The sequence below is a fragment of the Streptomyces sp. NPDC005706 genome, from assembly GCF_040631045.1.
In the GTDB taxonomy this organism is placed as follows: Bacteria; Actinomycetota; Actinomycetes; order Streptomycetales; family Streptomycetaceae; genus Streptomyces.
The window spans coordinates 215,986-240,040 of record NZ_JBEXYS010000003.1; the positions used below are offsets into that span (position 1 = coordinate 215,986).

At 70.3% G+C, this 24,055-nt stretch carries 18 protein-coding genes; 11 read left to right on the forward strand and 7 right to left on the reverse strand.

What is annotated here, in order from left to right:
* Nucleotides 1-316: 316 nt before the first annotated feature.
* The 7 genes from ccrA (at nucleotide 317) to pssA (ending at nucleotide 8,085) form a co-directional block, all read left to right on the forward strand.
* Nucleotides 317-1,654 carry a crotonyl-CoA carboxylase/reductase gene (gene ccrA, locus ABZ478_RS07525; RefSeq protein ID WP_358928083.1) on the forward strand — a complete coding sequence of 446 codons (1,338 nt, stop codon included), beginning with the start codon at nucleotides 317-319 and terminating at the stop codon, nucleotides 1,652-1,654.
* A 17-nt stretch (nucleotides 1,655-1,671) separates the two neighbouring features.
* Nucleotides 1,672-3,720 carry a protein meaA gene (locus tag ABZ478_RS07530; RefSeq protein ID WP_359546212.1) on the forward strand — a complete coding sequence of 683 codons (2,049 nt, stop codon included), beginning with the start codon at nucleotides 1,672-1,674 and terminating at the stop codon, nucleotides 3,718-3,720.
* Nucleotides 3,717-4,679, forward strand: coding sequence for a CoA ester lyase (locus ABZ478_RS07535; RefSeq protein ID WP_359546214.1), 963 nt, complete (start codon nucleotides 3,717-3,719; stop codon nucleotides 4,677-4,679). The genes ABZ478_RS07530 and ABZ478_RS07535 overlap by 4 nt, the downstream gene beginning before the upstream one ends.
* Nucleotides 4,680-4,684: 5 nt before the next feature.
* Nucleotides 4,685-5,209: a MaoC family dehydratase gene (locus tag ABZ478_RS07540; protein WP_020943167.1), complete on the forward strand. Its 525-nt coding sequence runs from the start codon at nucleotides 4,685-4,687 to the stop codon at nucleotides 5,207-5,209.
* 2 nt (nucleotides 5,210-5,211) lie between these two features.
* Nucleotides 5,212-6,417 carry an acyl-CoA dehydrogenase family protein gene (locus ABZ478_RS07545; RefSeq protein WP_359546216.1) on the forward strand — a complete coding sequence of 402 codons (1,206 nt, stop codon included), beginning with the start codon at nucleotides 5,212-5,214 and terminating at the stop codon, nucleotides 6,415-6,417.
* A 170-nt stretch (nucleotides 6,418-6,587) separates the two neighbouring features.
* Nucleotides 6,588-7,244 (forward strand): phosphatidylserine decarboxylase, encoded by a 657-nt coding sequence (locus ABZ478_RS07550; protein WP_359546218.1) that lies wholly within the window; start codon nucleotides 6,588-6,590, stop codon nucleotides 7,242-7,244.
* A gap of 22 nt (nucleotides 7,245-7,266) precedes the next feature.
* Entirely contained in the window at nucleotides 7,267-8,085 is an 819-nt protein-coding gene (gene pssA / locus ABZ478_RS07555) for a CDP-diacylglycerol--serine O-phosphatidyltransferase (protein WP_250400422.1), read from the forward strand.
* Nucleotides 8,086-8,232: 147 nt separating this feature from the next.
* Here the strand turns inward: pssA and ABZ478_RS07560 are convergent, their stop codons facing one another.
* The gene (locus tag ABZ478_RS07560; RefSeq protein ID WP_359546220.1) at nucleotides 8,233-9,369 is read right to left on the reverse strand and encodes a glycerate kinase; all 1,137 of its coding nucleotides are present in this window, start codon (nucleotides 9,367-9,369) and stop codon (nucleotides 8,233-8,235) included.
* A gap of 165 nt (nucleotides 9,370-9,534) precedes the next feature.
* Here ABZ478_RS07560 and ABZ478_RS07565 point away from each other — a divergent pair, with 165 nt between their 5' ends.
* Complete coding sequence (locus ABZ478_RS07565; protein WP_359546222.1) at nucleotides 9,535-10,608, forward strand: ADP-ribosylglycohydrolase family protein; 1,074 nt, start codon at nucleotides 9,535-9,537, stop codon at nucleotides 10,606-10,608.
* Between the two features lie 28 nt (nucleotides 10,609-10,636).
* Nucleotides 10,637-11,131 carry an NUDIX hydrolase gene (locus ABZ478_RS07570; RefSeq protein WP_359546223.1) on the forward strand — a complete coding sequence of 165 codons (495 nt, stop codon included), beginning with the start codon at nucleotides 10,637-10,639 and terminating at the stop codon, nucleotides 11,129-11,131.
* A gap of 4 nt (nucleotides 11,132-11,135) precedes the next feature.
* On the opposite strand, the gene ABZ478_RS07575 is transcribed toward ABZ478_RS07570, so the two are convergent.
* Complete coding sequence (locus ABZ478_RS07575; protein WP_359546225.1) at nucleotides 11,136-11,336, reverse strand: DUF2191 domain-containing protein; 201 nt, start codon at nucleotides 11,334-11,336, stop codon at nucleotides 11,136-11,138.
* A 92-nt stretch (nucleotides 11,337-11,428) separates the two neighbouring features.
* Between ABZ478_RS07575 and ABZ478_RS07580 the strand changes: the two genes are divergently transcribed.
* Nucleotides 11,429-12,163, forward strand: a complete 735-nt coding sequence (locus tag ABZ478_RS07580) for a Sir2 family NAD-dependent protein deacetylase (protein WP_359546227.1) — start codon at nucleotides 11,429-11,431, stop codon at nucleotides 12,161-12,163.
* A 40-nt stretch (nucleotides 12,164-12,203) separates the two neighbouring features.
* On the opposite strand, the gene ABZ478_RS07585 is transcribed toward ABZ478_RS07580, so the two are convergent.
* Together ABZ478_RS07585 and ABZ478_RS07590 are read right to left on the reverse strand one after the other, a co-directional pair.
* The gene (locus ABZ478_RS07585) at nucleotides 12,204-12,914 is read right to left on the reverse strand and encodes a hypothetical protein (protein WP_359546229.1); all 711 of its coding nucleotides are present in this window, start codon (nucleotides 12,912-12,914) and stop codon (nucleotides 12,204-12,206) included.
* A gap of 15 nt (nucleotides 12,915-12,929) precedes the next feature.
* On the reverse strand, nucleotides 12,930-19,406 hold the full coding sequence (locus tag ABZ478_RS07590) for an RHS repeat-associated core domain-containing protein (protein WP_359546231.1): 6,477 nt from the start codon (nucleotides 19,404-19,406) through the stop codon (nucleotides 12,930-12,932).
* 326 nt (nucleotides 19,407-19,732) lie between these two features.
* On the opposite strand from ABZ478_RS07590, the gene ABZ478_RS07595 reads away from it, so the two are divergent.
* The gene (locus tag ABZ478_RS07595; protein WP_359546233.1) at nucleotides 19,733-20,962 is read left to right on the forward strand and encodes a phospholipase D-like domain-containing protein; all 1,230 of its coding nucleotides are present in this window, start codon (nucleotides 19,733-19,735) and stop codon (nucleotides 20,960-20,962) included.
* Nucleotides 20,963-21,082: 120 nt separating this feature from the next.
* Here ABZ478_RS07595 and ABZ478_RS07600 read toward each other — a convergent pair whose 3' ends face one another.
* From ABZ478_RS07600 to ABZ478_RS07610, 3 genes are all read right to left on the reverse strand, one after another.
* A complete protein-coding gene (locus tag ABZ478_RS07600; RefSeq protein ID WP_359546235.1) occupies nucleotides 21,083-21,565 on the reverse strand; it encodes a methylated-DNA--[protein]-cysteine S-methyltransferase in 483 nt (160 codons plus the stop codon).
* An 11-nt stretch (nucleotides 21,566-21,576) separates the two neighbouring features.
* Nucleotides 21,577-23,058 (reverse strand): AlkA N-terminal domain-containing protein, encoded by a 1,482-nt coding sequence (locus tag ABZ478_RS07605; RefSeq protein WP_359546236.1) that lies wholly within the window; start codon nucleotides 23,056-23,058, stop codon nucleotides 21,577-21,579.
* A gap of 97 nt (nucleotides 23,059-23,155) precedes the next feature.
* Complete coding sequence (locus tag ABZ478_RS07610) at nucleotides 23,156-24,031, reverse strand: methylenetetrahydrofolate reductase (protein WP_359546237.1); 876 nt, start codon at nucleotides 24,029-24,031, stop codon at nucleotides 23,156-23,158.
* Nucleotides 24,032-24,055: the final 24 nt, after the last annotated feature.

A 24,055-nucleotide genomic window follows, 5' to 3' on the forward strand; every position in this document is an offset into this window, starting at 1 on the left:
TAAAGATTTCATCTGAGAGCAGCTTCTGGCACTCAGTGCCTTGCGACCTGACACGCGGTGTCATACGTTGAAGGGAGTCCGGGCGGCCGGCGCGCAGAGACCATTCGTGCGCCGGCTGTCCCCGCAAGCCGGACGGCCTGCGCGCCCGGACGCCTGCGTCACAGGCAACCTCCCGCGCCACAAAGCGCTGCCGAAGCACCACCCCCGCCGAACCGACGGCACACCCTCAAAACCCTCAGCAGCACTCCCAGCAGCACCGACGATCCCCCAGCGCCCCTCCCTCAGGGCGCTCACCGCCGGAGGCAACACCGTGACCGTGAAGGACATCCTGGACGCGATCCAGTCGAAGGACGCCACGTCCGCCGACTTCGCCGCCATGCCGCTCCCCGAGTCGTACCGCGCGATCACCGTCCACAAGGACGAGACGGAGATGTTCGCGGGCCTGCAGACCCGCGACAAGGACCCGCGCAAGTCGATCCACCTGGACGACGTGCCGCTGCCCGAACTGGGTCCGGGCGAGGCCCTGGTGGCCGTGATGGCCTCCTCGGTCAACTACAACTCGGTGTGGACCTCGATCTTCGAGCCGCTGTCCACCTTCGGGTTCCTGGAGCGCTACGGCCGCACCAACGAGCTGGCCAAGCGCCACGACCTGCCGTACCACATCATCGGTTCCGACCTCGCCGGCGTCGTCCTGCGCACCGGCCCGGGCGTCAACGCCTGGAAGCCCGGTGACGAGGTCGTGGCCCACTGCCTGTCCGTCGAGCTGGAGTCCTCGGACGGCCACAACGACACGATGCTCGACCCCGAGCAGCGCATCTGGGGCTTCGAGACCAACTTCGGCGGCCTCGCCGAGATCGCGCTGGTGAAGTCCAACCAGCTGATGCCGAAGCCGGGCCACCTGAGCTGGGAGGAGGCCGCGGCCCCGGGCCTGGTGAACTCCACCGCCTACCGCCAGCTGGTCTCCCGCAACGGCGCCGGCATGAAGCAGGGCGACAACGTCCTCATCTGGGGCGCGAGCGGCGGCCTCGGCTCCTACGCCACCCAGTTCGCCCTCGCCGGCGGCGCCAACCCGATCTGCGTCGTCTCCAGCGAGCAGAAGGCGGACATCTGCCGCTCCATGGGCGCCGAGTCGATCATCGACCGCAACGCCGAGGGGTACAAGTTCTGGAAGGACGAGAACACCCAGGACCCGAAGGAGTGGAAGCGCTTCGGCAAGCGCATCCGTGAGCTGACCGGCGGCGAGGACATCGACATCGTCTTCGAGCACCCCGGCCGCGAGACCTTCGGCGCCTCCGTGTTCGTCACCCGCAAGGGCGGCACCATCACCACCTGCGCCTCGACCTCGGGCTACATGCACGAGTACGACAACCGGTACCTGTGGATGTCGCTGAAGCGGATCATCGGCTCGCACTTCGCGAACTACCGCGAGGCGTGGGAGGCCAACCGCCTCATCGCCAAGGGCAAGATCCACCCCACCCTGTCGAAGGTGTACTCCCTGGAGGACACCGGCCAGGCGGCCTACGACGTGCACCGCAACCTGCACCAGGGCAAGGTCGGCGTGCTGTGCCTCGCCCCCGAGGAGGGCCTGGGCGTGCGCGACGAGGAGATGCGCGCCGAGCACATCGACGCCATCAACCGCTTCCGGAACATCTGAGCACCCGGAGGTCATAGATGACTGAGCGTCAGCCCTCCGGATCGCGGAGGGAGAAGGACCGGCCGTGGCTCATGCGCACGTACGCCGGTCACTCCACGGCGGAGGCGTCCAACGAGCTGTACCGGCGCAACCTCGCCAAGGGCCAGACCGGTCTGTCGGTGGCGTTCGACCTGCCGACCCAGACCGGCTACGACCCCGACCACATCCTCGCCCGCGGCGAGGTCGGCCGGGTGGGCGTGCCCGTCTCGCACCTCGGTGACATGCGCCGGCTGTTCCAGGACATCCCCCTGGAGCAGATGAACACCTCGATGACGATCAACGCCACCGCCATGTGGCTGCTGGCGCTCTACCAGGTCGTCGCCGAGGAGCAGGGCGCGGACATCACCAAGCTCCAGGGCACGACCCAGAACGACATCGTCAAGGAGTACCTGTCCCGCGGGACGCACGTCTTCCCGCCGGGGCCCTCGCTCCGCCTGACGACGGACATGATCGCGTACACGGTCTCCCACATCCCGAAGTGGAACCCGATCAACATCTGCAGCTACCACCTGCAGGAGGCCGGGGCCACGCCGGTGCAGGAGATCGCGTACGCGATGTCCACCGCGATCGCCGTGCTCGACGCCGTGCGCGACTCCGGCCAGGTGCCGCAGGAGCGCATGGGCGACGTGGTGGCCCGCATCTCCTTCTTCGTCAACGCGGGCGTCCGCTTCGTCGAGGAGATGTGCAAGATGCGGGCGTTCAACCGCATCTGGGACAAGGTCACCCGCGAGCGGTACGGCATCGAGAACCCCAAGCAGCGCCGCTTCCGCTACGGCGTCCAGGTCAACTCGCTCGGCCTGACCGAGGCGCAGCCGGAGAACAACGTCCAGCGGATCGTGCTCGAGATGCTGGCGGTCACCCTCTCCAAGGACGCCCGCGCGCGTGCCGTGCAGCTCCCCGCCTGGAACGAGGCCCTGGGTCTGCCCCGGCCGTGGGACCAGCAGTGGAGCCTGCGCATCCAGCAGGTGCTCGCCCACGAGAGCGACCTGCTGGAGTACGAGGACATCTTCGAGGGCTCGCACGTCATCGAGGCGAAGGTGAACGCCCTGGTGGAGGAGTCCCTCACCGAGATGGACCGGATCCAGGAGATGGGCGGCGCGATGGCCGCCGTCGAGTCCGGCTACCTCAAGGCGCAGCTCGTCTCCTCGCACGCCGAGCGGCGGGCGCGGATCGAGTCCGGCCAGGAGAAGATCGTCGGCGTCAACATCTTCGAGACGACCGAGCCGAACCCGCTCACGGCCGACCTGGACACCGCGATCATGACGGTCGACCCGGCGGTCGAGGCCCGCGTCGTCGCCTCGCTGGAGAACTGGCGGGACACCCGCTACCAGCCGCCCTTCAACCACCCGCGCCCCTGCAAGGCCCTGGACCGGCTGAAGGAGGCCGCCAAGGGCACCGGCAACCTGATGGAGGCCACGCTGGAGTGTGCCCGCGCCGGGGTCACGACCGGCGAGTGGGCGGGCGCCCTGCGTGAGGTGTTCGGCGAGTTCCGGGCGCCGACCGGAGTGTCCTCCGCACCGGTGGCCGTCACCGCCGAGGCCGGCTCGGCCATGGCCGGGGTCCGCGCCAAGGTGGACGCCACCGCCCGCGATCTGGGCGTCGGCAAACTGCGCTTCCTGGTGGGCAAGCCCGGCCTCGACGGTCACTCCAACGGCGCCGAGCAGATCGCCGTCCGCGCGCGCGACGCCGGCTTCGAGGTGGTCTACCAGGGCATCCGGCTCACCCCCGAGCAGATCGTGGACGCCGCCCTGGCCGAGGACGTCCACGCCGTGGGCCTGTCGATCCTGTCCGGCTCGCACGCGCAGCTCGTGCCGGACGTGCTGGAGCGCCTGCGTGTGGCCGGTGCCACAGATATACCGGTGATCGCAGGTGGCATCATCCCGAACGGTGACGCCGATGAGCTCCGGGCCGCCGGTGTGGCCGCGGTGTTCACCCCGAAGGACTTCGACATCACCGGGATCATCGGCCGCATAGCCGACGAGATCCGGAAAGCGAACAAGCTCGACCCCCTGGAGGTCCCCGCATGACGACAGTCAACCGCCTTCGCCCCCGCCGCTCCTGCCTGGCGGTACCGGGAAGCAACCCGCGCTTCCTGGAGAAGGCCCAGGGCCTCCCCGCCGACCAGGTCTTCCTGGACCTGGAGGACGCGTGCGCGCCGCTCGCCAAGCCCGAGGCGCGGCACACCATCGTCAAGTTCCTCAACGAGGGCGACTGGACCGGCAAGACGCGCGTCGTGCGGGTGAACGACTGGACGACCGAATGGACGTACCGGGACGTCGTCACGGTCGTCGAGGGCGCCGGCCAGAACCTCGACTGCATCATGCTGCCGAAGGTGCAGAGCGCCCAGCAGGTCGTGGCGCTGGACCTGCTGCTGACCCAGATCGAGAAGACGATGGGCTTCGAGGTCGGCAAGATCGGCATCGAGGCGCAGATCGAGAACGCCCAGGGTCTGAACAACGTCAACGAGATCGCGCAGGCCTCCCCGCGCGTCGAGACGATCATCTTCGGCCCGGCCGACTTCATGGCCTCCATCAACATGAAGTCCCTGGTCGTGGGCGAGCAGCCGCCCGGCTACCCGGCGGACGCCTACCACTACATCCTGATGAAGATCCTGATGGCCGCCCGCGCCAACAACCTCCAGGCGATCGACGGCCCCTACCTCCAGATCCGCAACATGGAGGGCTACCGCGCGGTCGCCCAGCGCGCCGCGGCGCTCGGTTTCGACGGCAAGTGGGTACTGCACCCGGGCCAGGTCGAGGCGTCCAACGAGATCTTCTCGCCCTCGCAGGAGGACTACGACCACGCCGAGCTGATCCTGGACGCGTACGAGTACTACACGTCCGAGGCGGGCGGCAAGAAGGGCTCCGCGATGCTCGGCGACGAGATGATCGACGAGGCCAGCCGCAAGATGGCCCTGGTCGTCTCCGGCAAGGGCCGTGCCGCCGGCATGCAGCGCACCAGCAAGTTCGAGATCCCGGAGGCCTGAGCGCGATGCAGTTCGGACGCACCTACGAGGAGTTCGAGGTCGGGGCGACGTACAAGCACTGGCCGGGCAAGACGGTCACGGAGTACGACGACCACCTGTTCTGTCTCCTCACCATGAACCACCACCCGCTCCACATGGACACCAACTATGCGGAGAAGACGACGGACTTCGGCAAGAACGTCGTGGTGGGCAACTACATCTACTCGCTGCTGCTCGGCATGTCCGTGCCGGACATCTCCGGCAAGGCGATCGCCAACCTGGAGATCGAGTCGCTCAAGCACGTGGCGCCGACCTTCCACGGCGACACGATCTACGGCCAGACGACCGTGCTGGACAAGTGGCCGTCGAAGTCGAAGAACGACCGCGGCATCGTCTACGTCGAGACCAAGGGCTACAAGCAGGACGGCACCCTGGTGTGCGTCTTCCGCCGCAAGGTCATGGTGCCCACCGAGACGTACATCAAGGAGCGCGGCGGCGAGCAGCCCGGCCGCCCGGAGCTGAACGCCCCTTCGGAAAAGACGGAGAAGTAACCATGGCGCGCCTCGCCCAGACCGCCGGTCTGACCGACGTCCAGCAGGAGATCCTGTCCACCGTCCGCGACTTCGTGGACAAGGAGATCATTCCGGTCGCGACCGGGCTGGAGCACCGCGACGAGTACCCGCAAGCGATCGTGGACGGCCTGAAGGAACTCGGCCTGTTCGGTCTGATGATCCCCGAGGAGTACGGGGGTCTGGGCGAGTCGCTCCTGACGTACGCGCTGTGCGTGGAGGAGATCGCCCGCGGCTGGATGTCGGTGTCCGGCATCATCAACACCCACTTCATCGTCGCGTACATGCTCAAGCAGCACGGCACGCAGGAGCAGAAGGACCACTTCCTGCCCCGCATGGCGGCCGGCGACATCCGCGGCGCCTTCTCCATGTCGGAGCCGGGGCTCGGCTCCGACGTGTCGGCGATCACGTCCAAGGCGGTGAAGGACGGCGACGAGTACGTCCTGAACGGCCAGAAGATGTGGCTGACGAACGGCGGAACGTCGTCCCTCGTCGCCGTTCTGGTCCGAAGTGACGAAGGTCACCCCGAGGGCACGGCCCCGCACAAGTCGATGACGACCTTCCTGGTCGAGAAGGAGCCCGGCTTCGGTGAGGTCCGCCCCGGCCTGACCATTCCGGGCAAGATCGACAAGATGGGTTACAAGGGCGTCGACACCACCGAGCTGATCATGGACGGCCTGCGGGTTCCGGCCGATCGGGTGCTCGGCGGGGTCACCGGCCGAGGTTTTTACCAAATGATGGACGGAGTGGAGGTCGGCCGCGTCAACGTGGCGGCCCGCGGCTGCGGCGTCGCGCAGCGCGCCTTCGAGCTGGGCGTTCAGTACGCCCAGCAGCGGCACACCTTCGGCAAGGCCATCGCCCAGCACCAGGCCATCCAGTTCAAGCTGGCCGAGATGGCTACCAAGGTCGAGGCCGCGCATGCCATGATGGTCAACGCGGCACGCAAAAAGGACTCCGGGGAGCGAAACGACCTCGAGGCTGGGATGGCGAAGTACCTCGCCTCCGAGTACTGCAAGGAGGTCGTGGAGGATGCCTTCCGGATCCACGGCGGCTACGGCTTCTCCAAGGAGTACGAGATCGAGCGCCTCTACCGGGAGGCACCGATGCTGCTCATCGGTGAAGGTACCGCCGAGATCCAGAAAATGATCATCGGGCGCAGGCTGCTCGAAGAGTATCGATTCCAGGGCTGATTGTCCGGAAACGGGGTGTTTTCTTCGAGAAGAAGATCACACCCCGTCGATACCCCTCAGCCGCCGACTCGGCTTCCTGGCTTGCCCAGTTGTGACCTGCGACCGGTACGATCCCGGGAAAGCCGCCGTCCCCCGTCAGAGCGCGGCATCATCCGCTACGAAGGTCATCCATGCCCCACAGCCAAACCTCTGCACACCGCGACAGCCTGGTAGGCGCACGCCTCGCGCGCGGAGCATCGCCGTGGCTTCTTCCGACCGTCGCCACCGCAGCCCTCAGCCTGGCCCGCGCCCGCCGCTCGGGCGCGGCCAAGGCCGTCGCCGTGCCCGCCACCGCTCTCGCGGCGGGCATGCTGTGGTTCTTCCGCGACCCCGAGCGCGAGATCGCCCCCGGCCGGGTCATCTCGCCCGCCGACGGCGTGGTGCAGAGCATCATGCCGTGGAAGGACGGCCGCACCCGCGTCGCGATCTTCATGAGCCCGCTCAACGTGCACGTGAACCGCGCGCCGCTCGCCGGCACCGTGACGTCGGTCGAGCACATCTCCGGCGGCTTCGTTCCCGCGTTCAACAAGGAGAGCGAGAACAACGAGCGCGTAGTCTGGCATTTCGACACCGAACTCGGCGACATCGAGATGATCCAGATCGCCGGCGCGGTGGCCCGCCGCATCGTGCCGTACATCCCCGAGGGCACGAAGGTCGAGCAGGGCGACCGCATCGGTCTGATCCGCTTCGGCTCGCGTGTCGACCTCTACCTGCCCGAGGGCGTGGAGGTCGCGGTCGAGGTCGGACAGAAGACCGTGGCTGGGGTGACTCGCATTGACCGTGATTGATCCGGAGACCCAGGCGGGCTGGGTGCCCGAGGCCGACGACGTGGACGACGAGGAGGAGATGCCTCTTTCTCTCCGCCTGTCGATAGCGGACACCCTGACGCTGGGCAACGCCACGTGCGGGTTCATGGCGGTGTACTTCACCACCACCGGCATCCTGATCCCGCACCTCACCGGCAGCCAGGAGTCCGGCATGGCCCGCCACAGCGCGGCCACGGCGGTCATCCTGATGCTCTGCGCGGCGGTCTTCGACCTGTTCGACGGCCTGGTCGCGCGGAAGCTGCGCTCGTCGCCGATGGGCGCGGAGCTGGACAACCTCTCGGACCTGATCAGCTTCGGCCTGGCGCCCGCGTACTTCGTCCTCGTCTACGGCATGGTCGCGGACGACGCGCACCAGAGAGTGGCGGCGCTGGGGGCGATCGTGGTGCTCCTCGCGGTGGTGCTCAGGCTGGCGCGGTTCAGCTGCGTGACGGTGAAGGACGGCACGTTCCAGGGCATGCCCTCGCCGTTCGGCGCGCTGACGGTCGTCTCGATCGTCCTGCTGGAGCTGCCCTTCGTGGCCACCCTGCTGGCGATCCTGGGCACCGCGTGGCTGATGGTGAGCCGCGTCGAGTACCCGAAGCCGCGCGGCCGCCTCGCCGGGGCGATGCTCTCCTGGATCGTCCTGTCGATGGGCCTCCTGGCCGCCTGGGCCTTCGACGCCCCGAGCGGACAGCTGCTCCTGCAGACCGGCTGCGCGCTGCAGCTCGTCATGGGCGCGGTGATCCCGCTGTTCGCCACGGCCCGCCGGGTGAACAACTTCCGCGACAACCGCCGCGAGTCGCGGGCGGCCCAGCTGCCCTAGCGCCCTCGCCGGCACCGACGGGTGTGGCCCGAGTCCTGAGGACTCGGGCCACACCCGTTTCGCGTGCGGGAGCTGCCCGGTTCCCGTCGGCCGATCAGGAACTTCCGGGCAGCGCCGAGGCGCTGAAGGCGGCTTCCCGCCCCGGCCTCAGCCCAGCAGGTCCCGCGCGATCCGCTCCGCGACCCGCTCCAGGATCGGCCCCGCGTCCGCGATGCACTTCGCGACGTCCGGCTCGACGGACGTCAGCGGGTACGCCCGGCCGATCCCGGCCCGCCGCAGCGCCTCCTCGGGCAGGGCGAGCCGCCCGCACACCGCGACGACCTCCTTGCCGCCCGCCCGGGCCGCGGCGGCGACCCCCGCCGGAGCCTTGCCGTGCAGGGTCTGCTCGTCCAGCGAACCCTCACCGGTGATCACCAGCGAGGCGCGCGCCAGCGCCGGGGCGAAGCCCAGCACGTCCAGCATGACCTCGATCCCGGGGCGGAACCGGGCGCCCAGCAGGAGGGCGCCGTAGCCGATGCCGCCGGCCGCACCCGCGCCCGGCGCCGCCGCGAAATCGGCGGCACGCGGGCCCACGGCGGTCTCCAGCACCTCGGCGAAGTGCGCGAGCGCGGCGTCCAGGGCGGTCACGTCGTCCGGGGTGGCGCCCTTCTGCGGGCCGTACACCGCGGGCGCGCCCTTCGGGCCGGTCAGGGGGTTGTCGACGTCGCTGGCGAGGACCAGATCCACCGAGTCGAGGCGTGGGTCGAGGCCGGTCAGGTCGGCCCGCGCCAGCGCGGCGAGACCGCCGCCGCCCGGCGGCACCGGCTCCCCGTCCGCGTCCAGGAACCGGGCGCCCAGCGCCGACAGCATCCCGGCGCCGCCGTCCGTCGTGGCGCTGCCGCCGACGCCGAACACGATCGTCCGCGCGCCCGCGTCCAGCGCGGCGCGCAGCAGTTCACCGGAGCCGTACGTCGACGCGGTCACCGGCGCGAACACCCCGGCCGGCAGCCGCTGCAGCCCGCTCGCCTCGGCCATCTCCACGACCGCGGTGCCGTCGCGCAGCGCGTACGCGGCCGTGACCTCCTGTCCGAGCGGCCCGGCCACCCGGACCTCACGGCGTTCGAAGCCGGCCGCGACCGCCGCGTCCACCGTGCCGTCGCCGCCGTCGGCCACCGGCAGCGCCTCGACCTCCAGATCGGGCACGACCCGGCGCAGCCCGGCCGTGATCCGCTCGGCGACCCGCACGGCCGTCAGCGAGCCCTTGAACTTGTCCGCGGCGATGAGCACCCGACGGGTCCCGTTCACTGCAGCGTCCGCCACCTTGCATTCCCCTTGCTCTCCGGGCCCCGCGCATGTCGGGGCCAGTCGCGCCGCTGTGACCCTAACCGCAGGGCGTCCGCGCCGCCATGCCCTGCCCGAACCGTGGGAAACGGCTGGGAGGCGGCCGGGGAAAGCGGGTAGGCACCAGCCATGGGTGACCTCGACAACGGGCCGGACCTCGCCGACCGCGTCCACGGCGGCTGGCTCGGCCGGATCGCGGGCAACATGCTCGGCAAGCCGGTCGAGCAGGGCGAGGTGTGGACACGCGAGCGCATCGACCGCTATCTGCGCCGGGCGGCGGCGCTGCCGCTCACCGACTACCTGCCCGAGCCCGCCGACCCGGCCGACGCCGCCCTGCTGCGGCCCGAGTGGCGCCGGTGCGTGCGCGGCCGCGTGCGGGGAAGCTGCCGGGACGACGACGTCGACTACGCGATCCTCGGCCTGCACCTGCTGGAGACCCACGGTTTCGGCTTCAGCACCGAACAGGTCGGCGACCTGTGGCTGCTCGGGCTGCCGTACCTGCAGACCTTCACCGCGGAACGGGCCGCGTACCGCAACCTCGCGAACGGTCTGAAGCCGCCGCTGACGGCGACGTACGACAACCCGTACCAGGAGTGGATCGGCGCCCTGATCCGGGCCGACGTGTACGGCTGGACCTGCCCGGGCGACCCGCGCCGCGCGGCCTCGCTGGCCCGCCGGGACGCGGTGCTGTCCCACACCGGCAACGGCGTCTACGGGGCGATGTGGGCGGCCGCGCTGATCTCCGCGGCGTTCACCGCGCCGGACGTGGGCGACGCGCTGGAGAGCGCGCTGGCCGTGATCCCGGCGAGCAGCAGGCTGGCCCGTACCGTGCGCCGGGTGATGTCCCTGCACGGGGCCCGGCTGTCCTGGGCGGAGACCCTGGACACGGTGTCCGAGGAGACCGCCGGGCTCGGCTGGATCCACACCGTCCCCAACGCGGCCGTCCTGACCGCCGGGCTGCTGTACGGCGACGGCGACTTCACCCGGACCATCGCCCTCACCGTCCGCGGCGGCCTGGACACCGACTCCAACGGCGCGACGGCCGGTTCGGTGGCCGGGGTGATGACCGGCGCGGCCGCGATCCCGGCGCAGTGGACCGAGCCGCTGCGGGACACCGTGCGCAGCGCCGTCTTCGGCTTCGACGGGGTACGGATCAGTGCGCTGGCCGAACGCACCGTGCGCCTGGCGACAGCCGGGCTTTAGCCGTCCGGTATCCGGTTACCCTTCCTGGATGACCAGCACGGACACCTTCGCCGCGTACATCGCGAGCCTGCCGCGGGTCCTCGCCGCGGCCGCCGCGCTCTTCCGGGACCCCGAGGGGCGGGTGCTGCTCGTCGAGCCCAACTACCGCGAGGGGTGGGCCCTTCCGGGCGGGACCGTCGAGTCCGACGACGGGGAGACCCCACGCCAGGGCGCCCGCCGCGAGACGCTCGAGGAGATCGGCCTGGACCGGGAGCTCGGCCGGCTGCTGGCGGTGGACTGGGTGCACGGCACGGCACGGCCGCCGCTGGTGGCGTACCTGTACGACGGCGGAGTCCTCACCGGGGCCGAGTTCGACGCCATCCGGCTGCAGGAGGAGGAACTCCTGTCCTGGCGCCTGGTGCCCCGCGAGGACCTCCCCGGCCACCTGCCCGGTGCCCTCGGCCGCCGGGTACTGGCCGCGCTGGACGTCCTGGCGGAGGGCGCGGGCACGGCGGAGCTGGAGAACGGCCACCGGGTCGCCTGAGGGTTCAGCCCTCCGGGTCCGGGGGCCTGGCGTCCACGTCGCGCAGCGCCTCCTCGCGCTCGGCGACGCGCGCCTCGGTGCGGTGCCCGCGCTGGATGTAGTCACGGACCACGAGTTCCACGGCGTCCTGCGGGTTGCCGACCCCCGCGAGCACCATGACCTCGACGACGAGCTGGGCGTCGAGCGAGACAGTCACCTTGGCCATGCCGGGACGCTAACAGCCGGCGCCCGTCGCGGGGGCCGTACCCGGAGATATCCGCTCGCGGTGCCCGCGACCGCCGTCCTACCCTCGGCCACATGACCAAGCCCCTCGTCGCCCTGCTGAGCGGGGCCGGCATCTCCACCGACTCCGGCATTCCCGACTACCGCGGCCCCAACGGGCTGTGGCGGCGGGACCCGGAGGCCGAGAAGCTCGTGACGTACGAGTACTACATGGCCGATCCGGAGATCCGGCGGCGGTCGTGGCTGATGCGGCGCGCGAGCGGGGCGCGCGACGCCGAGCCGAACGCCGCGCACCGGGCCGTCGCCGGGCTGGAGCGCTCCGGGGTGCCGGTCAGGGTGATCACGCAGAACGTGGACGGGCTGCACCAGCTCGCCGGGATGCCCGGCCGCAAGGTGCTGGAGCTGCACGGCACCGCACGGAGCGTGGTGTGCAGCCGGTGCCATGCCCGGGGGCCGATGGAGGACGCCCTCGCCCGCGTCGAGGCCGGTGAGGACGATCCGCCGTGCCTGAAGTGCGGCGGCATCCTCAAGTCGGCGACCGTGATGTTCGGCGAACGGCTCGACCCGGTCGTCCTCGGCGAGGCGGTCGCCGTCACCAAGGCCTGCCAGATCTTCATCGCCGTCGGCACCAGCCTCCAGGTCCAGCCCGCGGCCGGCCTCGCGGGCGTCGCCGCCGACCACGGGGCGCGGCTGATCATCGTCAACGCAGAGCCGACACCGTACGACGAGCTGGCCCAAGAGGTGATCCGCGAGCCCATCGGCACCGCACTGCCCGAACTTCTGCGCGCCCTGGGCGCCCAGGGCGACTGAGGGGTGCGCGGTGCCCGTCGGGGTTCTCGCGGCCTCGCCCTTACGCGCGCGTCGCCGCCAGGCCCCAGATCGTCAGCGCGACGGCCGCGCTCGTGAGCAGGGTGTAGGCGGTCACCCGGCCACCGCCCAGCGGGCGGGGGTCTTCGGCGGTCCGCGACCACAGCGGTCGCGGTTCGCACCACAGGTACGTCAGGAATCCGGCGCCCGTGAGGAGGGTCGAGAGGTACCAGTGCCCCGGGTTGGCCCGGGGTCTGTCACGGAACGCGATGGCGGCGAGTACGGCCAGGCCGCAGGCGAGTACGGTCCAGCGCAGCCAGTCCTGCGGGATGAAGCGCCAGTAGAGGACGGGGACGAAGGCCGACAGGCCGCCCAGTTCCGACAGCGGGTCGTCCTCGGCGAAGGTGACGGTCTTCCCCTGGGCGCGGGCCTCGCGCCGCACCGTTTCCTCGAAGATCCGGACGCCGCCGGGGCTGAGCGGGAGTTCGCTGAAGCGGTGGGTGACCTCCTTGTCGCCGAGGAAGCCGGTCGACCAGCTCGCCCGGACCTCCAGGAGATCCGTCTGCCGGACGTGCACGACGGGTGATCCGTCGCGTCCGGCGTCCCGCACCAGGTCGGACACGCCGACCTGGGCGGGCAGCAGGTGCGACATCCCGCTGAGCATTCCGGCCAGCAGGACCAGCAGGGCCACCGCTCGCAGGTGGCGGTCCGGTATGCGCCGGACCGCCCGGCTCGGCAGGGATGTCGCCTTCACTTGTCTCGGTTCTCCTTATTCACGGATGGTCATCGTGTAGTAGTACGTCTGGTGCACGCTCGCCATCTGGTGGCCCTGGCCGCGCTCCATGCCGATTCCCGTCCAGTCCGGCAGGTGGAACAGGGACTTGGTGCCCGTGTTGTTGAAGGCCGCGACAGCTACGGTGAACTCCCGCTTCTTCTTGTTGATGTTCACCACCTGGAAGACCTCGTTGTAGGACCCGAGGAAGGCGTCGGGTGTCCCCGTGCCCCCCTGACCGTCCGTCTTCATCCCCCAAAGGTCCTTGAAGATGTTGGTCTTGGGGTCACTATACGAAGCGTCACCACCGAGCATGGACGGCGGCAGGTCCCAGTCCGCGTCGACGGACCTGGTCAGGTACTTCAGCAGTTCCCGGTTGTGCGGGCCGGTCGCCAGCTGCTGTGTGATCTTGGCCCCCGCACCGAAGGTGAGGGCGCCGCCCTTGCCGTCGAGCCACCGCTGCAGCACGTCCTGCCAGACGACGTCCGAGGTCTGGCCCTGCAGGTCGGCGCAGCCGGCGGCGACACCGGAGCTGACTTCGGCTCCCTCGATGCACGGCTTCATGTTGCCGCCGAGGACGTACACGTAGTTGCGCAGCTCGACGGCCAGCCTCTTGTTCAGTCCCTTCTGCGTGTTCACGAGGGCGTTGAGCGCGTTCTGGCAGGCCTGGTCGCACCCGGGTGCGGGGGCCGTCGCCGGACCGCGCGGGGTGTTGGGGATGCCGCCGCTCGTGTGCTGGCCGCTCGGCTTGCCGTTCACCACCAGCGGCGGACGGTGTCCGCAGCGGCAGGCCCGGTCGAGGCCGGTGGGGTCGCTGTAGTTGACGGGATCGTTCGCGGAGTAGCTGTAGGAGCTGAGCTTCTGCGGTTCGTACGGCGACTGCATCGGGTCCGTGGACAGGAACCGCCCCAGCTGGGGATCGTAGACACGCGCGCCCAGCAGCGAGAAGCCCGTCGAGTCGTCCTCGGCCTTGCCGAGGAAACCGCGGTCGCTGCCGCCGGCCAGGCCGGTGGCCCCACGCTGCGCACCGAACGGCGTGTACCGGCGCCGGGTGACCACCCCGGCCACGCTCACGGCGAGCTGGGTGGAGGCCTGCCCGTCGCCGAGCAGCCAGGTGAGCACGCCGTTTGCGGAGCCGTCCGCGGTGCGCATGGCGAGACTGGCGTCACCCGCGCTGTAGTAGCGGCTCGCCTTGGCCGCCGCGGTGCCCGATTTGTGCAGCTCGTGGCCGTCCAGGTAGAGGACGTTCTCCTGCTTCGAGGTGCGCAGCAGGACGTCGCCGTCCGCGTCGTAGACGTACCGGGTGGTCTCGTCGCCGCCGGTCTTCTTCTGGATGATGGAGGCCAGCCGGCGCTCCGGGGTCCAGTCGAGGGTGGAGGCGACCCCGCCGAGGGTACGGCTCTTCAGCTGGCCCGCGGCGTCGTAGCCGTAGGTGTCCGTGCCTGAGGGCGAGGTCACCGAGGCGACGGCGTGCGGGTGCGGCTGGTCCGGGGTGTAGGTGGACTCGTCGGCGCTGTAACCGGCGTAGGCGTAGTCCTTCTGCACCGATCCGCTCTGGGTGGTGTCGACGACGGCCTGGATGTTGCCCATCCGGTCGTAGGCGTACTTCGTCTGGTACGGCGCTGGTCCCGCGAAGTCGGACTGCGGTGTGCTGCCGCAGGTCGTCGCCGCGGTGGTCCAGGCGTCCGTGAGCCGGTTCAGGTCGTCGTAGCGGTAGCACTCCTGCTGGTTGTCGACCGAGGCACGCAGTGCGGTGACCGCGCCGGCACCGTCACGGGTGTAGGTGTCGTCCTGGACCTTGGTGCCGGTGCCGTCCTTCACGGTGGTGGTGACGATGTTCTTCAGCCAGCCGGTGCCGTTGGCGTCGTCGTAGGCGAAGGTCCGGGTGAGGGACGTACCCGTGCCCGTGGTGCCGAAGCCACGCGAGGTGAGCCGACCCAGGCCGTCATAGCCGGTCCCGGACAGATAGGTGGTCAGGGCGCTGGAGACCTTGGAGAGCCTGCCCTGTGTGGTGTAGTCCGTGGTGACGGTCTCCTGGGGCAGCCCGCCGATCGCCGGGTAGTTCACCGAGGTGACGTGGTCGACGGAGTCGTAGCCGTACCCGAAGGTGTACGAGCCCGCGAGACCCGCGCCGTCGTCCGGCACGGTGACCGTCTTCGACGTCGGGCGTCCGCCGGCGTCGTAGGTGTTGACCTTGGCGGTGTAGGCCTGGCCGCCGGAGTAGGTGGTGGACGCGGCCGGCAGGCCCTTGCCGCCGGTGGCGGAGTCGTATGTCCGGCTGGTGAGCACGGTGGTGCCCTGCTTGGTCTTCGTGGACCGCATCAGGTTGTCGTACTCGTACGTGAGGACGGTGTTGTTGGCGTCCTTGGTGGTCAGCACCTGGCCGTTGGCGTCGTACGTCGTCGAACTCGCGCCGGCGTCGGGGTCCTCGGTGGTGAGCCGGTCGCCCGCCCAGTTGTAGGTGTAGTGGGTGGTGTTGCCGCGCGAGTCGTGGATGTACTTCAGCTTGCCGCTGCGCGTGTACTCGTACGAGGTGGTGTACGACTCGGCGCCGATGTGCTCGACCACCTTCTCGGTCCGGCCGTAGACGTCCGTGTAGGTGTCGACAGGGCCGCCGGTGGGCGGGAAGACCGTGGTCAGGTCGGCGCCGCCGTAGCGGGTGACGGTCTTGTTGACCGGCTGGACCACACCGTTGACCTGGATCTGGCTCAGCGTGGTGCGTCCGGCCCAGTCGACCTCCGCGTCGGTGTACGACGGCAGGTCGGCGACGGCCGCGTTCACCGGGCCCGAGCCGGTCGCCCCGGAGTTGTAGAACGGCGCCGAGGTGCCGGCCACGTTGCCCGAGGAGTCGTAGCGGGTCACGGTCACGGTGCGGCCCGTGCCCGTGGCCGACGGCTCCTGCTTCTCGCGCTCCCGGCCGAGCCCGTCGCTGTAGACGACCGACTTTGCGTAGGTCGCGCCCTTCTGGAGGGTCTCGGTGGTGGTCCTCATGTCGGCGCCGGTGGCCACGTCGGGCACGCCCGTCTCGGAGGCGGCGACCGGGACGTCGTAGGCGAACTTCATCGACGGGTTGCCGTCGGGGTAGTTCGCGGACTCGGTCGGCTTGAAGACCTGGGCGAGACGGCCCACGGCGTCGTAGACGACATGGGTGATGTTGCCGTTGGCGTCCACGGTCTTCCAGGGGCGGCCGAAGAACCGGGAGTCGTACTCCGAGTTCGTCATCGCCGTGCCCGGGCCGGTGCTGCCGTCCGGGTCCGGTGTCGTCGTGGTGATGCCGTCGAGCGGCCAGGACGTCGGCGGGTTGTAGGCCGTCGTGGTCAGGTTGTTCTTGCCGTCCCACGCCTTGATCCGGCGCCCGGCGTCGTCGTAGTCGCTCTTCGCGGCACGGTAGGTGGCGGCGTCGGTGTAGACGCGCACCTCCGTGGCGTTGCCGTCGGTCAGGTTCGTGTCGTTCTCGGTGAACGAGGCCGCGTGGTCGTAGAACGTGACGGTCCGCTTGTCCTGGTGCAGGGTGTCCTGCCCGGCCGCCTGGTCCTCCGCCTGGGTGGTGCAGGAGACGCTGTAGTGCCGTTCGTCGTCCTGGTACACCATCCAGCGCTTGGTGCCGGTCCCGTCGAGGGTGTCGGTGTTGTAGGTGCGGCCGTACTCGGTGCAGGTGTTGTCGGAGACGCCTGTCGCACCCCAGTCGTCGATCCGCATCGGCAGGCCGTACGTGGTCGAGGCCGCCTCGTTGTCGTCGTACTCGTTCTCGACGATGTGCTCACGCCAGGTGGCCGGGTCGTCGGAGGACGTCGCCAGCTTCTCCAGGCTCCGGGTCCGGTCCTCGCGGACGAACCGCGCGTCCGGAAGGCCCGTGTACTGGGCGGTGTTGTGCGTCCAGTACTCGTGCCACTGCCGGGACTGCGCCTTGTCCTCGTGGTCGCGGCTGGACGTCTCCAGCGTCCTGCCCGCGAGCCACGGCGAGTCCGTCCACTCCTTGCCGTCAGAGTCGGCGATCTTCACCGTCCGGGTCTGCGCCGGGTCCGTCTTGGACGTCCGGTCCCCGTCGAGGCCCCGGTACAGCCAGTAGTACGTGGAGTGCTTGTTGCTGCCGGCGCCCGTGGTGACCAGCACCTTGCCGTAACCACGCCACTCCGACCAGGACTCGTCCTCGTCCTTGCCGATCGGGTCGGCCGTGAAGCGCCACCCCGGAGCACCGTCGTACTCGTAGGTCGTGGTCATCGAGGGGTCGCCGTCGGCCAGGTCGCCCGGGTCGACGACCATCTTGGTCACGACGAACTTCTTGAACCAGCCGGACTTCTCGGTCTGCGAACCCTCGGGGGTCCACTTCTGCCAGAAGCACTCGTAGTGGTTGTCCGACTGGGACGGCAGGTTGTTCGCGTCGCACTGGCGGTCGATCGCGCCGCCGTCGTCCGTGGCGTGCCCGTAGGTGGCGCTGATCACCGCGCCGGTGTCGGTGAACACCTTGTTCACGCGGCGGAAGTTCAGTTCGCCGTCGCCGACCTCGTTGTCCTGCCACTCACCGTTGAAGTTCAGCGTCGGCAGGGTGATGTCGTCGCCCGCGTAGCCGCGGCGCTGGATGTAGTCGAGCCACAGCTGGTCGCCGACCGCTCCGGACGGGTCCATCAGCGCGTACTTCATCTGGTACTGCCGCACGGTGTCCCAGGCGGCGGCGTTGGTGTCGCGAACCTTGACCAGGATGTCCCACAGCATGCCGCGCTGGAAGAACGTGGGGAAGTACGTCTTGCCCGTGCAGCTCTCCCCGTCCTCCGGGCCGTCGCAGATCAGGTCGACGGGCACGTCCGGGTACGACGACGGCTTGGCGTCGATCGTCGGGCAGTCCGGGGTGACGTTGTCCAGCGGGTCCTGCTCGCTCATCCGCTCGACGCACCGGTTGACGTGCTGGAAGTCGACCTGCCCGGGCAGCTGTGCGCCCGGGATCTGGGAGGACCAGCCGTAGTCGATGCGCTCGAGGTAGGAGGCGGAGTCGTACGAGCGGGCCTTGTCCGCCGCCGCCACCGACCGGTAGAAGTTCGTCTCCTTCTTGTAGAAGTAGGAGTTCTCCACCTCGTTCGGCGTCACCACACGGTCGAGGTTCCACCGGTAGGCCTGCTTGCACGGGTTCGGGTACGAGGCATGGCACGGCTCGCCCTCGTCGTCACCGACCACGGGCACGGTCAGGACGGAGTTCGTCTTCTCGTGCTCGCTCTGGGAGTTGAGGCGCTCGGTGCGGCCCCAGCCGAAGTAGTAGCGCGTGCCGTCCTGGTGGGTGATGACCCAGAACTCGTCGGTGTTGTCGCTGCCGTAGCCGCCGTTGAGCTTCTGGACCCGCCAGCCCTCGTCGTCCTTCAGGTGGAAGGAGCCGGTGCCGGTGTTGTCCTGGATCAGCTCCGAGGTGGTGCCGCCGAGGTTGATGACGTAGTTGGCGCCGTTGGGGTCGGCACCGGAGTTCGGGGAGTCCCAGCACAGGTCGCCGAAGGTCGGGTGGCCGTCCTGGGTGCAGTTCTTGTAGCGGCGCTCGATGTAGCCGACGTCGAGGTCCCAGCCCATGCCGACCCAGGAGGCCTGGTTGTTCGAGGCCGACGTACGGCCGTCGATGGCCTGGGAGTTGTAGTTGAGGGAGACGTCGGGAGCCTGGCCCATCGGGGGGTCGGGTATCTCGATCGGCACCGAGTGGGTGAAGGCGCCGGAGCCGAGCGAGACGTCCCACTTGCCGGTGGGCGACAGGGTGCTCGCGCGGTAGTCGCCCTTGTCCGAGGAGGAGCCCGAGGTCAGCGTGTACACGGCCGGATCGGACACGGCATACATGCCGGACATCTGCTCGGTCTGCGGAGCCGCCTGGACCGTCGCGGTCAGGGTCTGCCGGCCGCTGTCGTTGTGCGCCGGGACGTACTGGGCCTTCTGGCACGCCTTGGCCTCGGGGGTGGTCGCGGCGCAGGCGGGCAGCTTGACCATCCGCAGCCGGTTCGCGAAGTCACCGCCGTAAGCGTGGGCGAAGCCCGAGTAGTCGATGGACACGTCGACCGCGCCCGTCGTGGCGCCGCCGTCCTTGCGGGCCACCCGCACCGCGAGGCCGAGGCCGCCGGCCGCCTCGGCCTTCTTGCGGTCCAGGACCTGCAGTTCGACCTTGGCCGGGGCATGGCCCGCCGGCTTCGCGGCGGCCGCGGCCTTCGCGGCCTTCGCGGCCGCAGGCCGTACGGTCACCACGGACGCCTTGGCCGGCCCGCTCCCCGCCCGAAGGTCCAGTGTGGCCTTCACGGGCTCGGGCCAGGACGCCTTGGGCGCCTTCTTCAGGGTCGGCTCGGTGGCTTGCGGAACCGGCGCGTCCAACGCCCTGGCCCGCACACTCGGTTCGTCACCCTTGGGCAGCGCGACCGCCGTCGTCACCGGTGCGAACACCAGAGCGGACAGCAGGCCGGCCATCAGCCCGTTGCCGACCAGCGCGGCCATGCCGCGCGAGCGCAATCGTCTCACAGACTTAAGCTCAGCTTTCTTCGGAGAGCCGACGCACGTCGGCCACTCGCGCCCGCTGGCGGCTGCTGTACCCGGCTGTGTATTCGCTGTGCACCGATCGCGACAGCGGCACGGACCCTAAGCGTCATGGGAATGTCCTGTCCAGCTCAAGGGAGCGTCAAGTTCCGCGCACTGTCGCAATCGTGGATCTTCTGACAAGATCCGTGCCCGTCACCTGCGATAGATCGCAACAGTGGACGTACGCCCAGGTCAGGGCCATCGGTCCACCTGGGGAGGGAAATTCGATGCGCCGCACATCCCGTTTCGGGGCGTCCAGAATCGCCGCTGTGCTCAGTGCCGTCCTGCTCGCCGCCGGGCTGCAGCTGGGCACCGCGCCCGAGGCCGCCGCCGCCGTTGCCGAGGGCCCGGTCTTCAACAAGCCCACCGGCACCGTGGCCGAGCAGCAGGCGATCCGCACGCAGTTGCTGACGTTCGTCGACACCGCGGCGCCCGGGTCCGACATCAAGGTGGCGATGTACCACCTGTGGGACGAGGAGGTGGCCCAGGCCCTCGCCGACGCGCACACCGTCCGCGGGGTCAACGTCCAGGTGATGCTGGACTACTCGAGTTCGACGTCGGCCACGGACGCCTCGTACGGCATCCTCACGACCGCGCTGGGCACCGACCGGTCCCAGGGGTCCTTCGTCGGCACCTGCCCGGCCAAGCAGTCCTGCCTCGGCGATCCCGACGTGCTGCCCAGCAACGGCCTGAACCACAACAAGTTCTGGCTGTTCTCGCAGGTCGACGGGGCCTCCGACCTCGTGGTGCAGAGTTCCTCGAACATGTCCCCCTCGGCGTACAGCCGCATGTGGAACAACGCGTTCGTGCTGCCGTTCAACGTGCCGATGTACACGGCGTACACGAACTACTTCGCCAAGCTGAAGGCGATGGACTGGCAGAACTGGGCCTACACCTCGACCACTTCGAGCCCGTTCAAGGTGTACTTCTTCCCCTACCCGGGCTCGGGGAACACCCAGGACACCATCTGGAACATCCTCGACAACGTGACCTGCAAGTACACCTCGGGCGGCGTCGCCAAGCAGACCAAGGTCCGCGTCGCCGTGCTCCGGCTCACCCGGCAGGGCGTCGCCGAGAAGCTGACGGCCCTGCAGAAGGCCGGCTGCTCCGTCGACGTCGTGTACGCCGAGACCGACAGCGCCGCGGGCACCGGCACGCCGGGCACCTGGGAGGCGCTGCACGCCTCCGGCGGTCCCGCCGTCCGCTGCTACAACTGGGACGAGGACGGTGACCCCGCCACCACCAACTCGGTCATCCACTCCAAGTACCTGCTGATCGACGGCATGTACGACGGAGCGGCCAACAAGGTGCTGTGGACCGGGAGCCACAACTACTCCGGCCCCTCGCTCCGGGAGAACGACGAGGCGCTGCTCAAGGTGGACAACTCGGCGTACCACGACGCCTACGTCGCCAACTTCAACGCGGTGAAGGCCGCCGCGGTCCCCGGCACCGCCGACGGCACCGACGCCTGCAAGGGCGTCACCAAGACGTCCGACTGAGCGTCACGGGGCGCCCGGCGAAGACGAGTTCCGCCGGGCGGGTCCCCCGGCTCACGTGGGCCGCGTCGGATGCCGCACCCCTGCCCCGTGCGCTGGATACGGGTGGACGCGCCGGGTGCGTCAGAACAGGGCCGTCCCCCGTTCGAAATCGAGCAGGCGGCGCTTGCGGTCGAGGCCGCCGCCGTAGCCGGTGAGGTCGCCCGCGGCGCCGACGACCCGGTGGCAGGGCACGATGATGCCGATCGGGTTCCTGCCGTTGGCGAGGCCGACCGCGCGGGAGGCCTTGGGATTGCCCAGCTCGGTGGCGAGTTCGCCGTAGGAGCGGGTCTCGCCGTAGGGGATGCGGGTCAGCCGGTCCCAGACGCCGCGCTGGAACGAGGTCCCGGACAGCCGGAGTTCGAGGGTGAACTCCTCCAGCTCGCCGGCGAAGTAGGCGGCGAGCTGCTCCCCGGCCTCGGCGAACGGGGTGCCGTCGGGGTCGCCGAAGGTCTCCTGCGCCGGGCGGTGGCGCTGCCCTGCCATGTAGAGGCCGCACAGGACGCCGTCCTCGGCGACGAGGGTGAGCGGCCCGTAGGGGCTGTCGATGACGGTGTGCTTCTTCACGGTGAAGCTCCTCAGGCGGGCAGGAAGTTGATGGGGTGGCCGTCCGTCGCCCACAGGTACTGGACCGCGTAGGCCCGCCAGGGGCGCCAGGACTCGGCGCGGGCGGTGAGCGCGGCCGGGGTGGCGGGCAGGCCCAGTTCCCGGGCGGCGCGCCGGATTCCGAGGTCGGTGGGGAGGAAGGCGTCGGGGTCGCCGAGGGCCCGCATGGCGACGACGTCGGCCGTCCACGGGCCGAAGCCCGGCAGGCCGCGCAGGCGGGCCCGGGCCTCCGCCCAGTCGGACTCGACGCCCAGGTGGAGGGTGCCGTCGGCCAGTTGGCGCACCAGGCTGGTGAGGGTGGCGCGGCGGGTGCGCGGCATGGCCAGGGTCTCGGGGTCCACGGCGGCCAGTGCCTCGGGGGACGGGAAGAGATGGGTGAGGCCGCCCTCGGGGTCGTCCAGGGGTTTGCCGTGCGCGATGACCAGGCGGGCGGCGTGGGTGCGGGCGGCGGCCGTGGAGACCTGCTGTCCGAGCACGGCGCGGACGGCGAACTCGGCCTCGTCGACGGTGCGCGGCACCCGGCGGCCGGGCGCCCGGTCCACCAGCGGCGCGAGCAGGGGATCGGCGCGCAGCCGCTCGTCGACGGCGACGGGGTCGGCGTCCAGGTCGAGCATGCGCCGGCAGCGGCTGATGGCCACGGTCAGGTCGCGCGGGTCGCCGAGGGTGAGACGGCAGGCGATGTGGTCGGGGCGCGGGGTGAGGGCGACGATGCCGTGTCCGTACGGCAGCCGCAGCGTGCGCCGGTAGGCGCCGTCCCGCCACTCCTCCACGCCCGGTACGGCGGTGGCGGCGAGGTGGCCGAAGAGGTTGTCCGGGTTGAGCGGGGCCCGGAACGGCAGCCGCAGCGCGAGGGTGCCAGGGGTGCTGGCCGGGCGGTTTCCCGGCACCCGGGCGCGCAGCTCGCTCGGGGAGAGCGCGAAGACCTCGCGGACGGTGTCGTTGAAGGCGCGGATGGAGGAGAAGCCGGCCGCGAAGGCGACCTCCGCCATGGGCAGCGGAGTCGTCTCGACGAGCAGCCGCGCGGTCTGCGCCCGCTGGGCCCGGGCCAGGGCGAGGGGTCCGGCGCCCAGCTCGGCGAGGAGCTGGCGCTCGACCTGCCGTGAGCTGTAGCCGAGCCGGGCGGCCAGCCCGGGTACGCCCTCGCGGTCCACGACCCCGTCGGCGATCAGCCGCATCGCCCGGGCCACCAGGTCGGCGCGCTGGTTCCACTCCGGGGAGCCGGGGCTGGTGTCGGGACGGCAGCGCTTGCAGGCCCGGAACCCGGCCTGCTGGCAGGCCGCCGCGCTCGGCAGGAACGTCATGTTCTCGGCCTTCGGCGGGACGGCCGGGCAGCTCGGCCGGCAGTAGATGCGGGTGGTCAGGACGGCTGTGAAGAACCATCCGTCGAACCGCGCGTCCTTGGACCGCACGGCGCTCACGCAGTGCTCCCGGTCGAGGTGCATCCCTGTCTGCATGGCTCAAGGATCGGTCACCTCGGGGGCCGCTCGCTGGCGGGAATCCGACACGTACGTCGCGGTGGCCGGGCGGCCGCCGGATCGCCCCGCCCGGTCGTCAGCCCGTCCGCTCCCCGTGCCGGAACCGGGCTATCCATTCGGACGTGGCCCGCAGCCCGCCGAAGGTGTAGAAGTGCACCTTCACCCTGCCGTGCCGGGCGGGGTCGTGGCGCCGGGCGAGGGCGTGCAGGAAGCGGTCGGGGCCGGCCGTGCCCATGAGGTTGGTCAGCGAGAAGCCGTACTTGCGGGCCACGGAGGCGCTGGTGGCGACGCCGAATCGGGTGGCGTAGGTCATCAGCCGGCGGACCCCGGCGGGGCCGGGTACGCCGATGCGGACCGGCAGGGCGACGCCCCGGGCGCGGACGGCCTCCAGCCAGCCGAGCACCGGGTCGACGTCGAATCCGAACTGGGTGATGACGTCGCCGGTGAGCCGTTCGGCGTCTAGGGCCGACGACTTGTCGGTGAGCGCCGACCACAGTGTGCGGTCGGTGATCGCGGGGTGCCCCTCCGGGTAGCCGCTGATGCCGATGTGGCGCACGCCGTGCCGCTGGAGGAGGCCGGTGCGGATGACGGAGAGGGCGTCCGGGTACGGGCCCTCGGGGCGGGCGGGGTCGCCGCCGACCACGAACACGTTCTCGGCGGTGCCGTCCGCGGCCAGGCCGGCCAGGAACTCCTCCAGGTGGCCCCGGGAGGGCAGGCGGCGGGCGGAGATGTGGGGCACCGGGACGAAGCCGAGCCGCTTGACCGCGCGGGCGGCGGCCAGCCGGGTGGCGAGGTCCTCGCCCGCGAGGAAGGTGACGTTGATCCGCGTGCCCGGCGGGATGCTGCGGCGCGCCTCCTGAAGCTTCGGCACGTCCTTGCCGGTCATCTCCAGCGAGAAGTCGTCCAGCAGCGAGGTGCCCACCGCGGGCGGGGCGGTGAGACCGGGGTTCATCGTGCTCCTCGTGCGGCTCCTGCC

Coding starts and splice junctions, on each gene's coding strand:
- ABZ478_RS07570 (WP_359546223.1), top strand. CDS start 10,637: ATGACCAGCACGGACACCTTCGCCGCGTACATCGCGAGCCTGCCGCGG.
- ABZ478_RS07550 (WP_359546218.1), top strand. CDS start 6,588: ATGCCCCACAGCCAAACCTCTGCACACCGCGACAGCCTGGTAGGCGCA.
- ABZ478_RS07540 (WP_020943167.1), top strand. CDS start 4,685: ATGCAGTTCGGACGCACCTACGAGGAGTTCGAGGTCGGGGCGACGTAC.
- ABZ478_RS07545 (WP_359546216.1), top strand. CDS start 5,212: ATGGCGCGCCTCGCCCAGACCGCCGGTCTGACCGACGTCCAGCAGGAG.
- ABZ478_RS07605 (WP_359546236.1), bottom strand. CDS start 23,058: ATGCAGACAGGGATGCACCTCGACCGGGAGCACTGCGTGAGCGCCGTG.
- ABZ478_RS07565 (WP_359546222.1), top strand. CDS start 9,535: ATGGGTGACCTCGACAACGGGCCGGACCTCGCCGACCGCGTCCACGGC.
- ABZ478_RS07530 (WP_359546212.1), top strand. CDS start 1,672: ATGACTGAGCGTCAGCCCTCCGGATCGCGGAGGGAGAAGGACCGGCCG.
- ABZ478_RS07580 (WP_359546227.1), top strand. CDS start 11,429: ATGACCAAGCCCCTCGTCGCCCTGCTGAGCGGGGCCGGCATCTCCACC.
- ABZ478_RS07535 (WP_359546214.1), top strand. CDS start 3,717: ATGACGACAGTCAACCGCCTTCGCCCCCGCCGCTCCTGCCTGGCGGTA.
- ABZ478_RS07575 (WP_359546225.1), bottom strand. CDS start 11,336: ATGGCCAAGGTGACTGTCTCGCTCGACGCCCAGCTCGTCGTCGAGGTC.
- ABZ478_RS07610 (WP_359546237.1), bottom strand. CDS start 24,031: ATGAACCCCGGTCTCACCGCCCCGCCCGCGGTGGGCACCTCGCTGCTG.